This is a genomic window from Priestia megaterium (genome assembly GCF_023824195.1).
In the GTDB taxonomy this organism is placed as follows: domain Bacteria; phylum Bacillota; class Bacilli; order Bacillales; family Bacillaceae_H; genus Priestia; species Priestia megaterium_D.
Genome location: NZ_CP085442.1, coordinates 1,856,512 through 1,875,990, shown reverse-complemented (window position 1 = coordinate 1,875,990; position 19,479 = coordinate 1,856,512). Strand labels below are relative to the sequence as shown.

The following is a 19,479-nucleotide window of genomic DNA, read 5'->3' as shown; positions in this document are numbered from 1 at the left end:
AAATGTAAGTAGTTATAGATTAGAAATGTATCGCTCAAAATTACGTATACTTTTCCCTATTTGTAAAAGTATAGATTCACAAATAAAAAGCTCCTTATCATAGAAGAAATAGAGCCTTTTACCATGTTCTTTCCGATAATAGTGATTATGGCAACCAGAAAGTATTCTCAACACAGAAAAAAATCTCTGAACATAGAAGAACAGAGATTATTACAGAGTGATTGTTCTTATATAATGCAAAGGATGACTGGTCCTTTGTTAGAAAGGTCAAATACATCGTAACATTCTCCAGACTTTAAAGCTGTGAATTTTCTCACAGCTATTGGAGCAATCATTTGTTATCTTATAAGAATCAGAGTACATTCTCTTGATTACGTGCTTTTCTTTCATCTTCTTTGCATATAGAAAAACTACTGCTCCTGTACAGTAGTTTTTCTTTTTTCTAAAAGGGGAAAATGGTGTGGATGTCTCTCAGCATCATAGATACTTTACCAAAAATATAAGACATTAATCATACTATTATTTTCTTTAAGTACTTCTGATAAATTACATTATGGTAACTAAAAAATTAGCAACTTAACAAGAAGGTCCTGCTCTTTTTATGAGCCAGGATCTTCTTATAATCATTAATTTGGATGTCTATTTAATACACGTCTAATAGCAGTTGCTAACATTTTTGCCGTACGTTCCTCTTCTTTTAAGGTGTTTTCTACTCCCCCAATATTAATCATTAAGGCACCAGGGTGTAGGTCCTGATTATAAGATAGCGAGTTACGATATCCATCCTTTTTTTCTTGAATAATCCCCCTAGAAATGCGTGGGTACATCTCGTTTAACATATGATCTAATTCCACAGCCATTTTTAAATTTTCACTATAATCAAGATGACTATTTGAAACAAAAAATTGAACTTTTGCAACGCTTTTCCCCTTTATTTTGGTTGTTGTAATTTCTCTTTCTCCTACTCCTGCATCCCTATGAATGTCTAACATTAACTGAACATTTGGATAGTCTTTTACAGCCTTCTTAACAGATTTTCGAGATAGCTTATAAATATCTTTAAATTCCATGTCTTTCTTTAATAATAATTTCACATAATCTGTATCATCGATTGTATTCGGTATAGATTGTTGTTTTAAATAGCGACCTAATTCCTTTGCTACTGTTTGGACATTCTTAGTTTGGTTATAACCGGCTATTTCTTTCGTTTCAAATGATTCACGACTATGGGTGTTATAAATGAAGACTTTTGTATTCTTGTCAATTTGAGAAGGTTTGCTAGCTGTTTCAAGGCTACTGTAAGTGGAAGAATGAGGTTTAGGCGCCTCTGTTTGACTTACAACAGTCACGACAAGAACAGCAGCAAGAGCAACTGCCATCATACTAGGCCAAATTGTTCTCCATACTTTCCTCTTCTCTCGTTTCGAACGAAGCTTCCTTGCTTCATAAAGGAGTTTCTTTCTTGTTTGATGAACATACTCTTGATCTGGTTTTAATTTGCCATCGTCTTTTAATAAACGAATCCATTCTTGCTCAGTTCGTGCTCTCATGTTTCCACTCCTCCCATTCGATCTGTAATAGCGTTTGTAGTTTTTTGATAGCTCTAAGATACGTTACTTTTACCTTCGACTCTGAATAACTCAAAACTTCGGCTGTTTCTTTTATGGATAGTTCATTTATGGCACGAAGAATAAAAACTGCCCGATAGGTAGGCTTCACTTTAAGTAAAGCTTTCTCCACCATTTGTCTTTCTGTTCTTATCTCCATCCATTGAGAAGGAGATCTTTCAGAAGATATTAGCTGATGAAAATATGAATCCTTAAATAAATGGTAGAACTTTCTTCGACGGTGTTGATCAATTGTGACATGTTTCGCGATAGATAAGACCCAGGATTTAAGTGGATAAGATGAATTGTAGGTAGGAAGAGACTTTAATACTTGAATAAACGTTTCTTGAGTGAGGTCCTCTGCCTCATTCTTATGACCTGTGAAGCACATAATAAAGCGATATACGTCTAAATAATAGCGATCATAAATTTGAGCAATACGCTGCTCCTCATCTGAGTAATGATTCACCAAGTTCCCTCCTTTTTCCATGCACCCTATATTCGCATGAACGAGAGCAAAAGTTACAGTTTTTAGTGAAATTTAATTTATTTATTTGTAGTTTTAGATAGAGGGAGCAAAAAACCTTTTTGAAGCAAAAAAATAACCCTTCGCTTCAAAAGCAAAGGATTTGCAAATTTATTGGAATAGGGGGAATACCTTATTAGTCTGGCCAGATTTGTAGATTCATATACATATAACTTTAAAAATAATTACTGTAATCGACTCTTCTTAGAAAAAAGCAACCTTGTTCTTTCACCTATGTTTTATTAAGTAAATACTAAAGTAATTTATGTATTATTAAAAATTTTACTATTTACTCTACCTAACGACACATATAAGAAAAGCCCTCAAAATTAATTGAGGGCTTTTCTTACATGTGTGGTTGATCATAGCTGCTTTTAATAGTTGATAAAAGTGAAATATATACATGTACACATCTAAAATATAATATTAGGTTATAATTTGTCCAGTCAAAAGGTAAGCAAAACAAAAAAGCTACCTCCTTTTTACTAATAGTAGTTTAGTGATGGAGTGAAGTAGCTTTTTCGAACATCATCTTGGAATTTATCTCTTATATATTAACATTTATTTCTAAAGAAGACCATATCTGCTGGGATATTGCGTACGTATAAAGAAGAAACAAGGTCTCATCGAGAACCTTACTCCCATAAGGGTTCTTTTGGGTGATGTGTACCGGAAAGATCCATTATGTTAATCTAAAAGCTTTGAGATAGAGATGTAAAACCACTTTTGTCCTCAAAGAAATTGACAAGTCTAAGTTAAAAAGGACGATCACCGATAATATAGCTCCTTTTCTCATTCAATCTATTAAATTTTCTTTCTATCAATAAAAATCTAATCAAAAAAGAGAGAGAAATCCGTCTTCCGTCTCGATCTTCCCTTTTATGGATTGACTATGCTTGAATCCAATTGATTTGCTCTAATTTTGAATGATTTCTCCATTCCTCTGGAAATGGTTGTTCGCAGACAACCACATCGACTTTTTCTAGAGGACAAACTTTACAAAATGTGTTGACACCAATTTTAGAGTAATCCGTTAGCACTATAATGTGCTTTGATACCTCGACCATCTTGCGTGAAACTAATGTTTCATGTAAATGATAATTACTAACCCCGCTTTGAATAGAAACACCGCCAGCTGAAATGAACGCTTTATCAATATTAAATTGACTTAACATTTGTTCGGTGATACCGCCGTTTATAGATTGCTGCTTTGGATCAATTTGTCCACCTAGTAATAGAATTTGGCCTGTAAATCTATTTTGATTGAGCGATTCGGTCAACACAGATGACACAGGAAGAGAATTGGTTAAAATCGTAATGTCTTTTTTATTTTCAATACAGTGCGCAAATTCAAGCATGGTTGTTCCTACATCAATGACAATCACATCTCCGTTCGAAATGAGTTCTACTGCTTTTTTTCCAACCTTAACTTTCGCTTCTTGATTCACCGTTGTACGCTGTGTGAATGGAGGTTCCTCAAATTCAAAGACTGTTTTAATCGCTCCGCCATAAACCCTTTTTAAAAGTCCTTTTTCCTCTAATATCATCAAATCCCGTCGAATCGTTTCTTCTGAAACATTAAATTGATCAACTAATTCCATGACTTTTACTTTTCCCACTTTGTTAAGTTGTTTTAAAATGTCGTTCTTTCTTTCTTCTGGTAAAATAGACATATTTCTTCCTCCACAATCATCAACAATTTATAAAAAGTGTCTCCTCTTAATGTGGTATTTTTACTGTTTATTACTGTTTATTACGATTTAATCGTAGTTTAACACTATTAAACCCACATTAATCCAATATTAAGTGTTTGTAAATCCGTTCTTTGTTTGTCCAATCCATCAGCTTTTATTTTCATAATAGGATCTAGAAAGAAGCGTAAATAAATATATTTTTCACTATTTTTGTGTCCGTATGGACGGTTACTTTATGTGTATCAAAAACGAACGAAGGTAAATGACTACACAAGTGTTGGATTAATAAGAGAATTTAAGGACTCCTCTCTCTTTCAAGAATATTTTTTAATCATGCTGATGACTTGTTATGATTTAAAAAACGTAAATACGGTGTAATACCAACTAAGCTGCCACTGCCCGCAATAAGGAATATTAAACTCATTCCAAAAGTTTATCGCTACTTTTAGAAAAGTAGTCTTTTGTATGTAAACACCGCAACAAAAATGAACATTTTGTTACATTGATTCATTGAGGACAAAATTCATAATCTATGATTAAGGCTGTCCAATTTAGACAGTCTAAAAAGGTATACATTTTTAGTTACCATAATGGATGTTATCGGAAATAATTCCCCTTAAGTAATTGTTTCCTTTTCATTCGTGCATTATAGTAACAGTACGTGCTTGACTATAGACAAGAAGGGCGTGCTCAATCATTGACATTTAAAGATTTTTTTCCTTATCATATATTAACAGTCATTTGTTCTAGTGTTTCTTATGCTATATTCATGGTAATCATCGAACCGAGTTATAGAGCTATTATTGCATGTTTCATTATTCCATTTGTTACACTCATTCCTTACTCTATTGCTGCAGTACCCTTGCAGTTTCTTCTAAATAAGTGCCCAAAAAGGTTTAATATCTTTTATTTACTAATATATTGTGTCGTGGCAATCGTTTTTCTTTATGTTTCTTATAAACTTGAGGGAGGGTGGTCTACACCAATCTTTAATCCTAGGAGGATGATTGTATGGGCAATCGGTGCAGGGATTATATACTGGTTATGGGATTCTGTCATTATGCAAAAATATGAATATCCTTATTATTAAAAATTAAAGCTGACTTATTAATTAACTAATTTAGTCGGGTAGGCGGGCACTCTCACGAGCGCCCGCCCCCCTAAGAACCGTACGTGACAGATTTCCCGTCATACGGCTCAAGCCTTCTTTTTATCCAAACAACTTCTTTATTTAATACACGGTACATGTACTAATTTAGCAACTTTGCCTGTAGAAACTTCTAAGTGTTGTACAGTAACTTTTTCGCCATTTTGTAGAGTGTGTTTACATAATGTGCAACGGTAACCTTGTTTCCTTGCGAGTTTTATCCTATCTAGCGTATTTTCGCTATTGAAGACCTTACGGTCTCGCTTTTCCCAATATCCTTTTAGGTTCGGATCATCTGGACTGTTTTTATAGGCTACCATCACATGTCGTTCTATTTTAATCCAGGCCATCTTCAACAATTGAATATTAGTAAGTGGACAGGTGAGAGTCCATTTATCATTTCCACCGTGGTTGGGCTTCTTAAAATAACGCCTGGTAATCCATTTCCACGATTTTTGGATGTAATTGTTTAAGATGTTTGATTAATTTAGAGAAAACATAATAGTCCATATAACTAAACGTCTTTTGGAAACGACATGTTTCCAATACTGTCCGTAACCTCTAATAATAGGGTTTAAGACACGTATAATTTCTTTTACTGGTCGTCCTCTCATTACTGTGAACGTATCTTTTATCTTGTTTTTAGCTTTTTTGATACTGTCTTTGCTAGGTTTGATCAATAACTTCTTTCCTTGTCCTGTGTTGTATTGACGCAGCGAGAAGCCAAGAAAATCGAACCCATTCTCGATATGTGTAACCCTAGTTTTATCCGTGCTGAGTGTAATTCCTCGTTTTTGTAAATAAGGAATTAGGTTTTGATACATACTTTCAGCTTGTTCCTTCGTTTCTGTTACGATGACGAAGTCATCTGCGTAGAGAACACGTCCTATCTTACACTTGGGGTCGATTTTATATCCTCCGTTTGGTTTGTATGTCTTTTTATAGATAATACCAATCTCTTTTTCCATACCGCATAAGGCGATATTGGCTAGGAGGGGGGACACAATGCCTCCTTGCGGAGTTCCTTCCTTTGTTGGACGGAGCATATCCTGCTCTATGTATCCCATCTTGAGCCACCTTTTGATAAGAGGGGTTCCTGGAAACGTAGATATTTGTTCTACTATCCAATCATGTTTGAGGTGGTCAAAACATCCTAAGAAATCCCCCTCAAAAACCCACTTTTTCTTACTGTTGGTGTTAAGCTTGTTAAAGAGATTACTTATAGCATCGTGTGTGCTTCGTTTAGGACGAAAACCATAAGCGATAGACTCGAATCTGCCTTCCCATTGCGGTTCGAGTGCATTCTTCACGACATTTTGGTACACTCGATCTCGCATTGTCGGAATACCGAGAGGTCTTAGTTTTCCATTTTTCTTAGGAATAAACATTCGCTTCGCTGGCTTTGGGCGATGCTGAAAGACATTACATTTAACTAATTGTTGATAAAGTTTGATACGTTCGTTTGGATTTGAGGCCGTGTAGCCGTCTACTCCAGGTGTTCGCTTACCGTTATTTTGTTGTGTCACTCTGCGAATAGAAAGTAGTAGATTTGCTTTACTCCGAAGGAGTAAGCGTTGAAGCTTCCTTACTTTCCTTTGTTGATTCTGTTGTTCGGCACGATAAATTCTTTGTCGTAACTTCGTTACATATTTTTGTACAGTATTCCAATCAATAGAGTACCAACCTTTATGCGAGACGTGCGCCGACGCTCGTGGAGAGGTATTCATAACAGCACGCTCCTTGTCGTTAAAAGATAGCCACAAATTTATTTTCGTGTTGAAGACCCATGAGAAGTAGGCGCTCTTTCGAGCCTGTCATTGTCTATAAAGACGACAGTATCCGTCCAGTTATACAACGTTTCTGCTTTCCTGTCCCTTTTCAGGGTAACGGCTTTCGCTTTTCTCATATCCCATACCCTCTGCCACATCGTTTGACTTTGCAGTCATCCTACTGCTTATGCAGATGACATAGGGCTTACCAAGTTCCACATTCTACAGATGCGATAGGGGGGAGGTAGGTTCTTTACTCCGGGTAAGATGCGGGACGCATCAGAGTAGCCTTATGATTCTACTTTTCCTCTTACCAAGACCCAAGCCAATCTATGCATTATCTTGGGCTAAGAGTAACGAAGCTTACAAACCTTCACTTTCGTTTACCATACCTATCTTCTCCTAGCAGTATTCTGGACCATGCATTTGTCCTCTGTTTCCGCATTTCCTCATGCAACCGACAGACTCGTTACCAAGAATGCCGTTTTGGATGGAGATCATCTCCGCGTCTAGATGAGTAGCGTTAGCTACACTGTAAGAAAGCGACTTCTTGTCGCACCATAAACACTCTTTCCGGAACACACCACCAAAAAGAACCCTTGTCGCAGAACGGTTCCGCCGAGGGTTCTTTTTCCGGAGTATGCAGCTTTTTATACATCGTTGATATGACTACGTTCTTTGGGTAGTTGAAAGAAACGAGAATGTATAAAAAGCGCTCCTTTTATACATATGCAACATAACAAAAGGTATGTATTTTTGTAAAACCTTATGTATGATACTAGTTACAATCATAAGTCAATTTTTTAACGCTTAGATGGATGGCTAGGTAATACAGCTCGAAACAGTTGTTTAGCCAACGAATGGCGGGGTTGTTGATACTTAGAAAACTGATCAATAATCTCACCCTCATTCATTATGAGAATACGTGAAGCTACAAAACGAGCCACTTGTATATCGTGTGTAATAAATAATAAACTTAGTCCTTGTGTCTGCTGTAAATGTTGAAGAAGTTGTAATATTTTTTTTTGTAACACCATATCTAAGTTACTTGTTACTTCGTCTAAAATAAGTATTGATGGTTCAGTAGCTATGGCTCTAGCAATGGCGAGACGCTGTTGTTGTCCCCCACTTAATTCTCCTGGATAGTGCTGGAGTAAAGAGGGTTCTAAACCGACGATATCTAATAAATAAAGTAATTTGCTTTTATTGAAAGGTAAATCAAAGTTTCTTAGTGGTTCTTTCAAAATATCTTCAACTTTTTGCAATGGGTTAAGGGAAGCATAACTATTTTGAAAAACTCCTTGAATTTCTTTACGTATTTGTTTGTAATAAGACTTTGTTAATGTCTTTTCCCTAAATATCATTTCACCAGACGTTGCAGATTCAATACCTAACATAATGTTTGCTAACGTACTTTTTCCAGAACCACTTTTACCAACAATTGCAATACACTCACCAGGAGCTAATGAAAATGTGACATTTTTCAATATAGGATGCACATTTTTTTTTAACCATCTTTGTTTCGTGTATGTTTTGTTAATTGCTGTCACGTCCAATATATTCATCACGTTTCCTCCTACAATCGCGCTTCAAGTAGCTGTTTCGTATATGCATGTTTAGGAGAATCAAAACAAGTATATACATCGGCACATTCAACAATTTCGCCATTATGAATGAGTGCAACATCATCTGCTAATGCTGCAATTACCCCAAGATCATGTGTAATTAAAAGTATTGTTAGCTGTTCTTGACTTTGTAGTGTCTTTAACAGTGTTACAATATTATGCTGGTTTATCATATCTAAAGCAGTTGTCGGTTCATCTGCAATTATTAGTTGAGGTTTTGAAATAAGTGCTAATGCTATCATGATACGTTGTAACATACCACCACTTAACTCAAAAGGATATGATTTTAAAATACGATGGGTATCATATAATTGCACTTTCTCTAAATATCGTTCAGTAAGTTGGCGCATTTGAATAGGTTTCATTTTATACTTAGCCTTTATTGTTTCGAAAAAGTGCCCTTCAATTGTTTGAATTGTATCAAAAGCCATCATTGGGTTTTGAAGAATGCTAGTAATTGCTGTACCAATATCTGTACTTTCTTTTGTTAATGGATACTCATTGAATAAAATATCGCCATCTGTTTGTTGAAAAGAGGGTGGGAGCTGTTGCATAATAGCACGACAAAGTGTTGATTTACCACTACCACTTTCCCCAATAATACCGAGAATTCTTCCTCTTTTTGCTTGCAAGCAAATGTTTTTTAGAACCTTTTCTTGACCTATATTGATACATAAATTTTCAATGTTTAATAAAATGTCAGTTTGCATGTTTTTTAACACCTACCTGATGCAATAATAGTACTATCATGAAAATTGATATACCTGGATAGATAATAAGTGCTGGATATTGCCTCATATATTGTTTACCTTCATCAATCATCATGCCCCATTCAGGTATAGGTGCTTGTACACCTAATCCTATAAATGAAAAACCCGCAATTTCCAAAATAACTTTCCCTAAATCTAAGGATAATAATGTATAAAGAGTGGGTAAAATATGAGGAATAAAATGTGTTTTTAATAGTTTTATCCCAGTTGTGCCACTAACACACGCTGCTTTTATATAGTTCATCTCACTTAAACTGATCATGGCATTATGGAAGATACGCGAATAATAAATTGTTTGTGCAAAAACAAGGGCGATAATTACACTTCTTAACCCTGGACCAAACACACTGATTAATGCAAAGGCAAGAATAATGATAGGGAAAGAAAGTAGAATATCCCATAAACGTATAAATATCCTTTTAGTAATACCTTGTCTAAATGTAACAATTGTAGCAATGGCTAATGAAAAACCACTTGAAATGAGCTGAATAATGAGTGCTGAACCAACAGAGTAACGCATTCCAATTAGTATTCTTGAGAAGATACAACGACCTAAATGATCTGTACCTAAAGGATACTGCCACGATGGATTAAAAAAGCGTTTGGTTGTATCAATTAAATATGGGTCATTTGGTACAATCCATGGCGCAAAAAGGCTAATGATACCTATAAGACTAAGCAATAAAAGGCATATTTTTTTAATCATATGTACTCTCCTTTATACGTGGGTCAAAAATTCTCTGCAAAATATCAGTGCATAGATTAATACAAACATATAATGTAGCAACGATTAATACATAACTTTGTATTACTGGATAGTCACGATTAATAATAGATTCAATTAAGTACCTACCAACCCCGGGCCAACTAAATACTTGTTCAACAACAATTGCACCAGCCATTAAATTACCTAGTGTCAAACCAAATAACGACAATAATGGAGTTAATGTATGCTTGAGAACATGTTTCATTATAATAGTTTTTTTAGAAAGACCACGTTGATATGCATAATCTATATAAGGTTTCGTCAACTCTTGTGTCACAGCTGTTTGAATAGTTTGTGTAAATAACCCAATAATCGGTATAGCTAAGGTACAAGTAGGTAAGATTAAATGTGCCAAGGAACCTGTACCATTTGTAGGAAATAGATTAAGTTGAATACTAAAAATATAAATGAGCATAAATCCTAACCAAAAGGTCGGGAGTGAAACAGAGATAATTGATAGCATTCGTACAAACTTATTAATAAGTGAATATGGATAAAGCGCACTAATAATCCCTGAAGGAACACTAATAGTAAGGGCAAGAACAAAAGAGCTGATAGCTAGTAATACCGTAGCAGGAAATTTACTCAATAGTTCTTCGGCAACGGGTAATTTACTAACAAAGGACGTGCCAAATTGTAAACTTAAAACATCTTTTAACCACAGCCAATATTGTTCAAAAAGTGGTAAATTCAACCCCATTTCTTTTTCTAACGAGCGTATTGATTCTGTAGTAGGTGTAACACCGGATAATCGTAAGATCACTTCAGCCGGCTCTATAGGTACAATACGCATTAAGAAAAAGGTAAGTAATGATACACCTAAAAGAATAATTGGTAGAGATGCTAACCGTTTTAAACAAAATAGCCATAAAGTTTTTTTCATATATGTACACCTCGATTTAGACTAAAAGAAACCGATGAAACGGATTTCATCGGTCTTTTTACAATTTATTTCTTGAAGTCCATAATAGTATATGGAATATCATATTCAGAAGCGCGTGGTACGAATTTTTGCATTGACTTCTGATAAATTACATTGTTAGTTTCATATGAAATCGGATAGAATAACGCTTCATCATGCATAGTTGTTAAAATCTCTTTATATAATTGTGAACGTTTTTCTTCGTCTGTACTAACAAGTACTTGCTGAATTTTTTTATTTAAATCTTTAGCTTCTGCTAATCCTCGTTTTGCTTCATAGACTCCACTTGCGTTTGGGATTGCTGATTCATTAATAAAATTATGTGGATCGGTTGGTGGACCGTTTGTTCTCCAAAAGTTAATGTCGGTTTCATCATTCATTAACTGATGTAAACCCACCATTACATCTGTTCCCTTAATATCTAATTTGATGCCTACTTTTGCTAGTTCACCTTGTATCATTTCAGCCATTGGCTTTTGAATGGCATCTGTTGCAATATAGGTTAAATCTAATTCTAGTTTCTGCCCATCTTTTGTACGGATAGTTTGTCCATTCTCTAATTTCCAACCAGCTTCATTTAATAGAGATTTTGCTTTTTTGGAATCAAATTTTAATGCTTTTAAATCAATATCAGCGTAGGGGATGGCATCCCAAAACAAAGTATCTGCTACTTTTTCTGTACCATGTGTCACAGTACTTACTAATGATTGCTTATTAATTGCATAATGAATGGCTTGACGTACCTTTAATTGCTGTAATGGTCCTGATTGAGTATTAAATAGTAATGCTTTTGTGGATAACGGTTCTGAAATGGCTGTCTCGTAATTACCACTATCTTTTAAATACGTGTAATTATCTAAACTAACAATGCCTCGACCATAGATTAAATCTAACTCTTGATTTTCAAACGCCAGAGCAATTGATTCTGAATCAGGAATAATTTTTATTTTTACTTCATCAACCTTTGGCTTTTCACCCCAATAATTATCATTGCGTTTGAAAATAGCATATTTATCTTTTTTGTACTCTTTTAGAACCCATGGACCTGTTCCAACGGCTGTCTTAATACCTTTTGAGGTTGCATTATTCTTAGGAAATCCTGCATCCCCAAGAAATCGAAATGGCCTAACAAATGCTAGTTCATTCAGAACAGGATAATATGGTTCATCCAGCTTTAAAGCAACTGTGTAATCATCTATTTTTTTAACATAATCAATATGTTTAACCATTCCCATCCATGAATGAGCTTTTCGATTTTCTAAAATGGCATTAAAGTTGCGAATGACATTGTCTGCATTAAAGATGGATCCATCGGAGTACTTTACACCCTCACGTAAATAGAAAGTATAAGTTGTTTGATCGTCTGAAACCTTCCATTTTTCAGCGAGCTTAGGTGAAATGGTACCGTCATCATTGTATTCAACAAGTGACTCGTAAACCATTGCCTGAGCAGTCATCTGGTTAGGCAAGTAGGTATGTGGATTTAGTGGACCTATATCAAGTGGCCATCCAATTGAAATTGTCTTTTTTCCAGAGTGATTAGCATCTGTTTTTGTATCTGCTGAGCAGGCTGCTAATAAGGAAACTATGAGAATAACAAGTAACAAACATGATTTTTTAAGCATTATTTCCTCCTTTAAAGTGTGTAGATAAACATATAAATAAAAAATCCCCCAACCTTTTTCGGGTTGAGGGTTATGTATAAAAGTAAACAGCATAAATAGAACCAATAAATGTTGCATACCCAATACACCAATCCCTTTCCTAGAAGAGTTGAGTGTACAGTTTAGGTAGGTATCCTGGCTCTAGATCATCATTATTTACCGCCTTCCCCAAGAAGAAAATCGAGTGGCATAAGCTAAAAAATTCCCTAATTACAGTGGCTGGACCGCCCGAGATTTTCACTCGGTTCCCTGTTACCTCTTATCTAACATAAGAGCCCCTAATCTGTTGGTATTTTTATTAAATTTTATGTTGATAAAGCTCCGAATATTTTTCAGATCTTTTTGAAATAACAAAACATTGCTTGGATATTATAACACATATATCCAAGACATAAGGGGTCTATATTAAAATTGTAACAAAAATTAAAGTTTTATCATTTACTCTTACTGACGACAAATATGAACCTTTTCTATTTATTAAATGATTTACTATTTACTTCACAAACAATCAAATTGACCTTTACTTTAAAGATTTAAAGTGTTAAATTATTAAACTGTTATTAGACATTTCTTCTTTTATTGTTATTCCTTAACTCAAAAAGCACTAACCATGTACTAATGGTTGGTGCCTTTTAAGTTTTACCTCTAAGTGATATTGAATTTTAATTAATATAAAGAACAGATATTATCAGAAGTTAAACTAAATTAGTATTTAAAAACTGTTCTTCAGAAATGACTTTAATCCCTTCTTTTTTAAATAAAGCAGCTGTAACCCCTTTACCGGCTGTTTTTGTATTAGAAAACTCTCCACTATAAATCATATTACTTCCACAGGAAGGGCTATTTTCTTTTAATACAACATACTGAGCATTAATCTCTTGAACAATGTTTAATGCTTTGTAGGCCCCTTTTATATATAATTCTGTTACATCCTTTCCAGACCTCTCTATTACTTTAGCTTTTCCAACTAATACATCTTCCCCAGTACCACCTACAATTTCTGCAGACTCACGTGGGGTTGAAAATCCTCCTAAAAGTTCGGGGCATATTAATACAGCTTTGTTTTGCGCAACTAATTCTTTGATTTTTGCGACTAGACTATGAGATCCGTTGTACCTACATTCTATTCCTGCTAAACATGAACTTACTGCAATCAAAAAGACATCCCCTTTTATAGTTAATCGCCTAATTACTTTCATTATAATATGGCTGTAAATTCAGTTTATTTCTAATTCACATAATCACAGTATCTATGTTCTTTCTTCTTTTATTTACCCATCAATGATGATAGTATCAGCATTCTTATCCTCGAAACAAAGGTTTACTGTTCTTTGTTCAGCTCTAGTTCTATGTACAGTTCCGGCTGGAATAAGTAATGTATCATTCGGTTTTAAAACAGCTGTATCCTTGTCTTTAAAGTCAATTAATAATTCCCCTTCTAAAACCATAAATAGCTCATCTGAATTAGAATGGTAGTGCCATTTGTATTCACCTGAAAATACAGCGATACGAAGGCAGTGGTTATTAATATTTGATACAGCAAAATTTACATGTTGATCTTTAATATCTTTTGTAATTTCCTGAAGATTAATCTTTTCTAAATCTAATTTCTCTACCATTACAATTCCCCCTTGGTACTTATTAATTTTCATCTTTTATTCTACTACATGTCCTATTAACGAAAATAATATTATCTGTAAATACAAAAAGTTGTAGACTTCAAATCTTTTTAGTTAATAGTTTCTTTATAGATTGAATTACTCCCACATGTAAACCTTCATGATACAAAGTATGTAATAATATCTGTCCTGTATTATTAAATCCTAATAATACGGGATCAATAAGATCTTGATCTAATTCTCTACTAAAGTCTTTCATGATACGGTAGGGCTGCTTCTCTAAATGATTAATTAACTCACTTTTTGAAGGAACACAATCGTTCCAAGTATATGGACTAGAACCATATGCAAAGTACTCCCTATAAAATGGAGGAAGCTTTAAAGAATTCTTTATTCGCTCATACAGCCATATTTCTTGGTCTGTAAATATATGTCCAATATTCCAACGAATTGAGTTATTATGGCTTTCTGGAATGATATCCATAAAATCATCTGGTATCTCTTTAATAAGCTTAATTGTTTGTTTTCGTGTAAATAGTATTTGATTAAATATTATTTTATCTTCCATGTCATCCCCTCACTTCCCTTTATTAGTAAATACCTATTATTTTACTATATCTACAATTTTTATGTTGTATATCATATACAGTTTTAGTTAACATAATCACGATTTTAGAAATTAGGTCTTTGCTCAATATCTAAGCTACTACTATATATTTCACTTAATAAATGGATTAAAGTTTTAGTTTATCCTATGCTAGTAATTAGCATAAGATAAACTATAGGAGAATGGGGAAGGATAACTATGTGCAATCTTACTAAGTCGACCATACAAACTGGTAAGAAAATAGTGGAGAGAAAAATCCGTTACGACTCAACTATTGTGGAAACAGATTGTAAATTACTAAATATTAACGAACAAGATATCATTCTTTTTCATAAAGTTCTTGTTCCCTTTACAATGAAAGGTACTCAACACGAATTAACAATTCCAAAAGACAGTTATACACTTGCATATTATTGGAAAGAAAAACCCTATAATTTATATATATGGAGAGACAAGAATGGCTCTTATTTAGGCTCTTATTTTAATATTGTTAAAAATACAGTCATTGCAGATACAATTGTATCTTTTGAAGATTTAATTATTGATATTTTGATCCTACCTAATGGAGAATATTTTATATTAGATGAAGATGAGCTACCTGTGTCTTTAAACCAATTTGAGGATGGCTTTGTTCACCAAGCTCTTCAAACCTTAACTAATTCTATTAAACCTCTTTTACGTCAAACTTTATTGAAAAGTGTAAAAGAATTTTCTCACAAAGATATTCTTTCTACGTTGTACGTTATATAAAATTATATACCATGTACAAAACAGGTTAACATAATTACAAATAACCTATAAAGATAATTCCCATTGTTCTTCAACTAGTTCTTTATTTGATAAAAATTGCTTCCTAGTTTCAATTAATTGAAACCCTTTATTCTTATAAATTCGTCTTGCAGCAACAAGCTCACTATTAGTCCAGAGAACAACTTTTTTATAGTTTTTTTCCTTACAAAAATCTATAGCTGTTTGGACTAATTGTTTGCCTAACCCTGTCCCTCTTAAACTAGGATCAACAAGAAACAACCCTAATTGAGCTACATCTTCATTCACTCTTTTAATACTTATTGATCCTTTAGGGCATCCATCAATATCTAAAATCCATATATTCTCTAACAGGCTATTTGCGTTTTTAATGTATTGATTTATGCTATTAGAAATAAACTCTTTAAATGATAAATCATAGTTATACTCTTTATTATAGATTTTATAGTGGGAGTCGATTATATAATCTTTATCATTTTCATTAAAATCCCTTATCATATACTCACCTTTTTAATTCAATTCTACCTAATATAACCCTAAAGATAAACGTGAACCATATACAAAATCAGTTTACATAATGGATTTTATCGATATGAATTAGAAAAGGCGCCTTTTAATTTAAATATTAAGTAAACGTTTTCATTTTTAGCTTTTTCAAAATGGTTTGATAGGTTATAATAAATATCTACAAAAATATTAAATGATATGTAAGTAACAAGCAATCACACCCTTAATATTCAGCTACAAGAAAACCCCTCAAATGTAAGGGGTTTTCTTGTTGTTAAGTTTTCTTTTTTTTATAAACGAATAAATTTTAATATCTTGGGCAAATTACTCAAGATGCAATGAAGCATCATCACGATTCCATATGCGCTATTTAAAAAGCTACTGGTGTCAGGCCCAGTAGTTTTTCTATTTTCAAACTGTGTATGATATACAAAGTTAGTTCACATAATGTGGATTATACGAATCAAAAGCCCTTAGAATTAATGATTCTAAGGGCTTTTGATGTATGTGAGTTTGAAAAACAAGAATGTTTAAATATCTATTTGTATAATCAATTATCCTTCTTTAATTATTGATTTCTGTTTCAAAACTGCTTGATTTCTTATAAATACAATAATGCTTAAAATAAGAACTACTAAAGGCATTAGAGCTATTAATCCTTGTCCGGCATTAAAAAGAGTGAATATCGCACCTATCATGATTAGCCCTAATCCTCCAGAAGCAGCTATTGCAAGTTTTGGCTTCCAATAACCAATAAATAGTCCAAGTGCACCCAAGACTTCAAGAATACCAATAGTATACATAAATCCTAGTGAAAAATTGTAGACCTTTGTAAATTCCTGCACCACCGTATTATTACCTGTTAATTTCATAATTCCAGATAATAAAAAATCAATAACTAATAGTCCCTGGATAATTCTTGTAACCCACTTCATAACAGACACCTCCTATAATATTCTTTGTTAAAGTTACTTTGAAAATATATGCTAGATGATTTGTATGTATGTTGCAGACGTTTTTTATTTAAATAAGAAACTTCATCGATACTCATAGAACCTAAGTAGTAATTGTCTATATGAATAATACCTAATAATTTGAGCAAACTACTCAAGATACGTTAGGTATCACTTTTAATACCTTGATACGTTACTGAAAAAACTCCTGACCAACGACAGGAGTTTTTTCTCTTTTTATGCTGTATATGATATACATGTTTAGTTAACATAATCACAATTATAGGTACCGATTAAGATATATAAAATTCGCTGATAATTTAATATAAATCAAAAAGGTAGAGCCTGCTAAGTAGGCCTATTTTCTTTTAACCTCCAACTATAAAGTTACTTTCCCTCCATGATAACAATAATAAGTTTCGGCTTTAAGATTTTTAATCTTTCTCAAAGACTTTTCTGCTTCCTCAATATTTAAACAAAAGTATGGATTAGCAATAGTTAATTCATGATTCTCATTAACAGCTGCATCACCTGTAATTACACTCTTTAAACTTGGAAAATATAATGAAATATGCCCGGAAGTATGTCCCGGTGTTGCTACTACTCTACATTTGTTATCTAAAATCATATCACCATCATGTACCTTTTCATCAATTGAAACATGCTTCAAATTCTTTAATTGCTGTATAAACCATTTACCAAATTCAATTTCTTCATTTGACATATTTTTGAGCATTTCTTCGGCTTGAATCAACCTTTCTGACTTCATTGCACCACTTATGTATTTTGATTCGATTTCACTAGCTATAATGTTGATCCAAGGATACTTTTCTTTGAAGTCATATAAGGAACCTATATGGTCATCATCATAATGGGTAATGATTATATTCTTTAACCTCTCTATTCTATATCCATTTTTTGTAATTTTTTTACTAATTAAAGTTAAAAAATCTGTATACCCTGTATCGACCAAGGTTAGTTCATTATTCAATATAATTAAGCTAGGATAAATGTAATTTTTTTGTCCATTAAATTCAAATTCAATTGGTAGTTCTACTATTTTCATTTTTCCTCCCCCATACTATCCTTTTGTGAAACATTGTGGATAACCGAATATAATATACATTTATTATAAGTGAATATGAAAGCATTTATTAAAAAAGCAAATAAATACTATTACTATATGGAACTAAGCTTTGCATTTGATACTCAAATACGGCTCGGTTATGCTGTATATAACATCTCTCATCCTTCGGAGCTAAAACCTATTGGACCTTACGGAAATTTAATGTATACCCCATTTTATTTTGTCCATATACAAAATAAAATGTATTCACCACTAAACTGGATGTTAATAGTCTTAATAGATAAAGAACCTATTAGACTTTTCATACTTACAGTAATAACATCATTGTCTAAAAAACTTTAAAGATTATTTCCTTAAGTTTTTGCATATAATTTCCTATGCCAAAAATAAAAAAAGGTGGAAGAACATGGACTCCTATTATCTTGGAAGAGCACTCCATTACTATTATATAAAAATACAAGAAACGAATAATCCCTACTATTGGTTCTATCTCGCTGATGTTCAAATGAGAGCTGGATTAATAAACGAAGCACCGCAAACGATTGATAATGTTTTATCGTTCCCAATCCCCTATCCTTTAAGACAGAAGCTACTGAAGATGCAATCAAAGATCCAGCCTCTTTCTTCAAGAGAAATGGATCTAAACAGACCATCAATTGTGAACATAAAACACGGTGATATTCACGGTGATGGCATTATTGACAACGTCCTTCTTACCGCAAATCAAACTCCTGATAGTCCTTTTTGGAAAGATATAAATCTCGTCGTTCAAAATGGGAGAACAAATCAATCTCAGATAATTTCATTTAAAAATAACTCAGGATATAATCCAACCCTTTTTCTTGGTGATTTTACAGGCAACAAGGTGGATGACATTTTAGTGGTCATTGATACAGGAGGAAGTGGAGGCGCTATTTATGCCTATGTATTTTCTTATATTGAGGGTCAAATAAGACAGATTTTTAACTCCGATGCATTCAATGAAGACTATAAGTATACTGTGACCTATCAAGATCAATACAAAGCAACTGTAATTAGTCATAATCCACAAGAAAAGTACATTATTGATCTCACTTATAAGGGTAAAGAATATTTAACTGATATTTATAGCAAAAATGGCATTTTGAAATCAGCGATAGAAGGTTGGGTCAATCCTTTGTCCGGCTTATATCCTGTTGATTTTGATAGAGATGGTACATATGAACTCGAAGGATATCAAAGGATAGCCGGGAGATACAACGCTGACTCCCTTGGGTTTGTACAGACCGTATTGAAATGGAACGGACAGATATTTAATCTTAATCGACAGAATATAGCTATATCTGGTGAAGAAATATAACTAAGAATTACAAGCCTAATCTTTCCTTAAGAAAAAAATTTCACTAATACGCCAAGGCGTTTTCTATGTTTTTACGCTGTGTACGTTATTCATTTTTTAGTTACCATAA

General features: G+C 33.4%; 17 protein-coding genes, 1 pseudogene and 1 riboswitch. Of the genes and pseudogenes, 3 read left to right on the top strand and 15 right to left on the bottom strand.

What is annotated here, in order from left to right; genetic code table 11:
* Positions 1-626: 626 nt before the first annotated feature.
* The 3 genes from spoIIP to LIS78_RS09505 form a co-directional block, all read right to left on the bottom strand.
* Positions 627-1,550, bottom strand: coding sequence for a stage II sporulation protein P (spoIIP, locus tag LIS78_RS09515; RefSeq protein WP_252285044.1), 924 nt, complete (start codon positions 1,548-1,550; stop codon positions 627-629).
* On the bottom strand, positions 1,534-2,076 hold the full coding sequence (locus LIS78_RS09510) for an RNA polymerase sigma factor (protein WP_252285043.1): 543 nt from the start codon (positions 2,074-2,076) through the stop codon (positions 1,534-1,536). Before LIS78_RS09510 ends, spoIIP begins: the two co-directional genes overlap by 17 nt.
* Before the next feature lie 947 nt (positions 2,077-3,023).
* Positions 3,024-3,806, bottom strand: a complete 783-nt coding sequence (locus LIS78_RS09505; protein ID WP_252285042.1) for a DeoR/GlpR family DNA-binding transcription regulator — start codon at positions 3,804-3,806, stop codon at positions 3,024-3,026.
* 682 nt (positions 3,807-4,488) lie between these two features.
* Here LIS78_RS09505 and LIS78_RS09500 point away from each other — a divergent pair.
* Positions 4,489-4,917, top strand: a complete 429-nt coding sequence (locus tag LIS78_RS09500) for a UPF0715 family protein (protein ID WP_280640309.1) — start codon at positions 4,489-4,491, stop codon at positions 4,915-4,917.
* A gap of 137 nt (positions 4,918-5,054) precedes the next feature.
* Here LIS78_RS09500 and ltrA read toward each other — a convergent pair.
* The 9 genes and pseudogenes from ltrA to LIS78_RS09455 form a co-directional block, all read right to left on the bottom strand.
* A pseudogene (gene ltrA / locus LIS78_RS09495) lies at positions 5,055-6,701 on the bottom strand (group II intron reverse transcriptase/maturase).
* A gap of 845 nt (positions 6,702-7,546) precedes the next feature.
* Positions 7,547-8,308, bottom strand: coding sequence for an ABC transporter ATP-binding protein (locus LIS78_RS09490; RefSeq protein ID WP_209151451.1), 762 nt, complete (start codon positions 8,306-8,308; stop codon positions 7,547-7,549).
* A gap of 11 nt (positions 8,309-8,319) precedes the next feature.
* Entirely contained in the window at positions 8,320-9,078 is a 759-nt protein-coding gene (locus LIS78_RS09485) for an ATP-binding cassette domain-containing protein (protein WP_252285040.1), read from the bottom strand.
* Complete coding sequence (locus LIS78_RS09480) at positions 9,068-9,844, bottom strand: ABC transporter permease subunit (RefSeq protein WP_252285039.1); 777 nt, start codon at positions 9,842-9,844, stop codon at positions 9,068-9,070. The genes LIS78_RS09485 and LIS78_RS09480 overlap by 11 nt, the downstream gene beginning before the upstream one ends.
* Complete coding sequence (locus tag LIS78_RS09475; RefSeq protein ID WP_252285038.1) at positions 9,837-10,787, bottom strand: ABC transporter permease; 951 nt, start codon at positions 10,785-10,787, stop codon at positions 9,837-9,839. The genes LIS78_RS09480 and LIS78_RS09475 overlap by 8 nt, the downstream gene beginning before the upstream one ends.
* A gap of 65 nt (positions 10,788-10,852) precedes the next feature.
* Positions 10,853-12,568 (bottom strand): nickel ABC transporter substrate-binding protein, encoded by a 1,716-nt coding sequence (nikA, locus tag LIS78_RS09470; RefSeq protein ID WP_252285037.1) that lies wholly within the window; start codon positions 12,566-12,568, stop codon positions 10,853-10,855.
* 30 nt (positions 12,569-12,598) lie between these two features.
* Positions 12,599-12,787: riboswitch (cobalamin riboswitch) on the bottom strand.
* Positions 12,788-13,185: 398 nt separating this feature from the next.
* On the bottom strand, positions 13,186-13,647 hold the full coding sequence (locus LIS78_RS09465; RefSeq protein WP_209151449.1) for a 2-thiouracil desulfurase family protein: 462 nt from the start codon (positions 13,645-13,647) through the stop codon (positions 13,186-13,188).
* A gap of 114 nt (positions 13,648-13,761) precedes the next feature.
* The gene (locus tag LIS78_RS09460) at positions 13,762-14,109 is read right to left on the bottom strand and encodes a cupin domain-containing protein (RefSeq protein ID WP_209151448.1); all 348 of its coding nucleotides are present in this window, start codon (positions 14,107-14,109) and stop codon (positions 13,762-13,764) included.
* A gap of 100 nt (positions 14,110-14,209) precedes the next feature.
* Positions 14,210-14,677 (bottom strand): DinB family protein, encoded by a 468-nt coding sequence (locus LIS78_RS09455; RefSeq protein ID WP_209151447.1) that lies wholly within the window; start codon positions 14,675-14,677, stop codon positions 14,210-14,212.
* Positions 14,678-14,914: 237 nt separating this feature from the next.
* On the opposite strand from LIS78_RS09455, the gene LIS78_RS09450 reads away from it, so the two are divergent.
* Positions 14,915-15,466, top strand: coding sequence for a ribonuclease FAU-1 family protein (locus tag LIS78_RS09450; RefSeq protein WP_252285036.1), 552 nt, complete (start codon positions 14,915-14,917; stop codon positions 15,464-15,466).
* 45 nt (positions 15,467-15,511) lie between these two features.
* Here LIS78_RS09450 and LIS78_RS09445 read toward each other — a convergent pair whose 3' ends face one another.
* From LIS78_RS09445 to LIS78_RS09435, 3 genes are all read right to left on the bottom strand, one after another.
* Positions 15,512-15,982 carry a GNAT family N-acetyltransferase gene (locus LIS78_RS09445; RefSeq protein ID WP_209151445.1) on the bottom strand — a complete coding sequence of 157 codons (471 nt, stop codon included), beginning with the start codon at positions 15,980-15,982 and terminating at the stop codon, positions 15,512-15,514.
* A gap of 563 nt (positions 15,983-16,545) precedes the next feature.
* Complete coding sequence (locus tag LIS78_RS09440) at positions 16,546-16,926, bottom strand: DoxX family protein (RefSeq protein WP_209151444.1); 381 nt, start codon at positions 16,924-16,926, stop codon at positions 16,546-16,548.
* Between the two features lie 397 nt (positions 16,927-17,323).
* Entirely contained in the window at positions 17,324-18,010 is a 687-nt protein-coding gene (locus tag LIS78_RS09435) for an MBL fold metallo-hydrolase (RefSeq protein ID WP_209151443.1), read from the bottom strand.
* 619 nt (positions 18,011-18,629) lie between these two features.
* On the opposite strand from LIS78_RS09435, the gene LIS78_RS09430 reads away from it, so the two are divergent.
* Positions 18,630-19,370 (top strand): YybI family spore inner coat protein, encoded by a 741-nt coding sequence (locus LIS78_RS09430; protein ID WP_425334722.1) that lies wholly within the window; start codon positions 18,630-18,632, stop codon positions 19,368-19,370.
* Positions 19,371-19,479 lie beyond the last annotated feature (109 nt).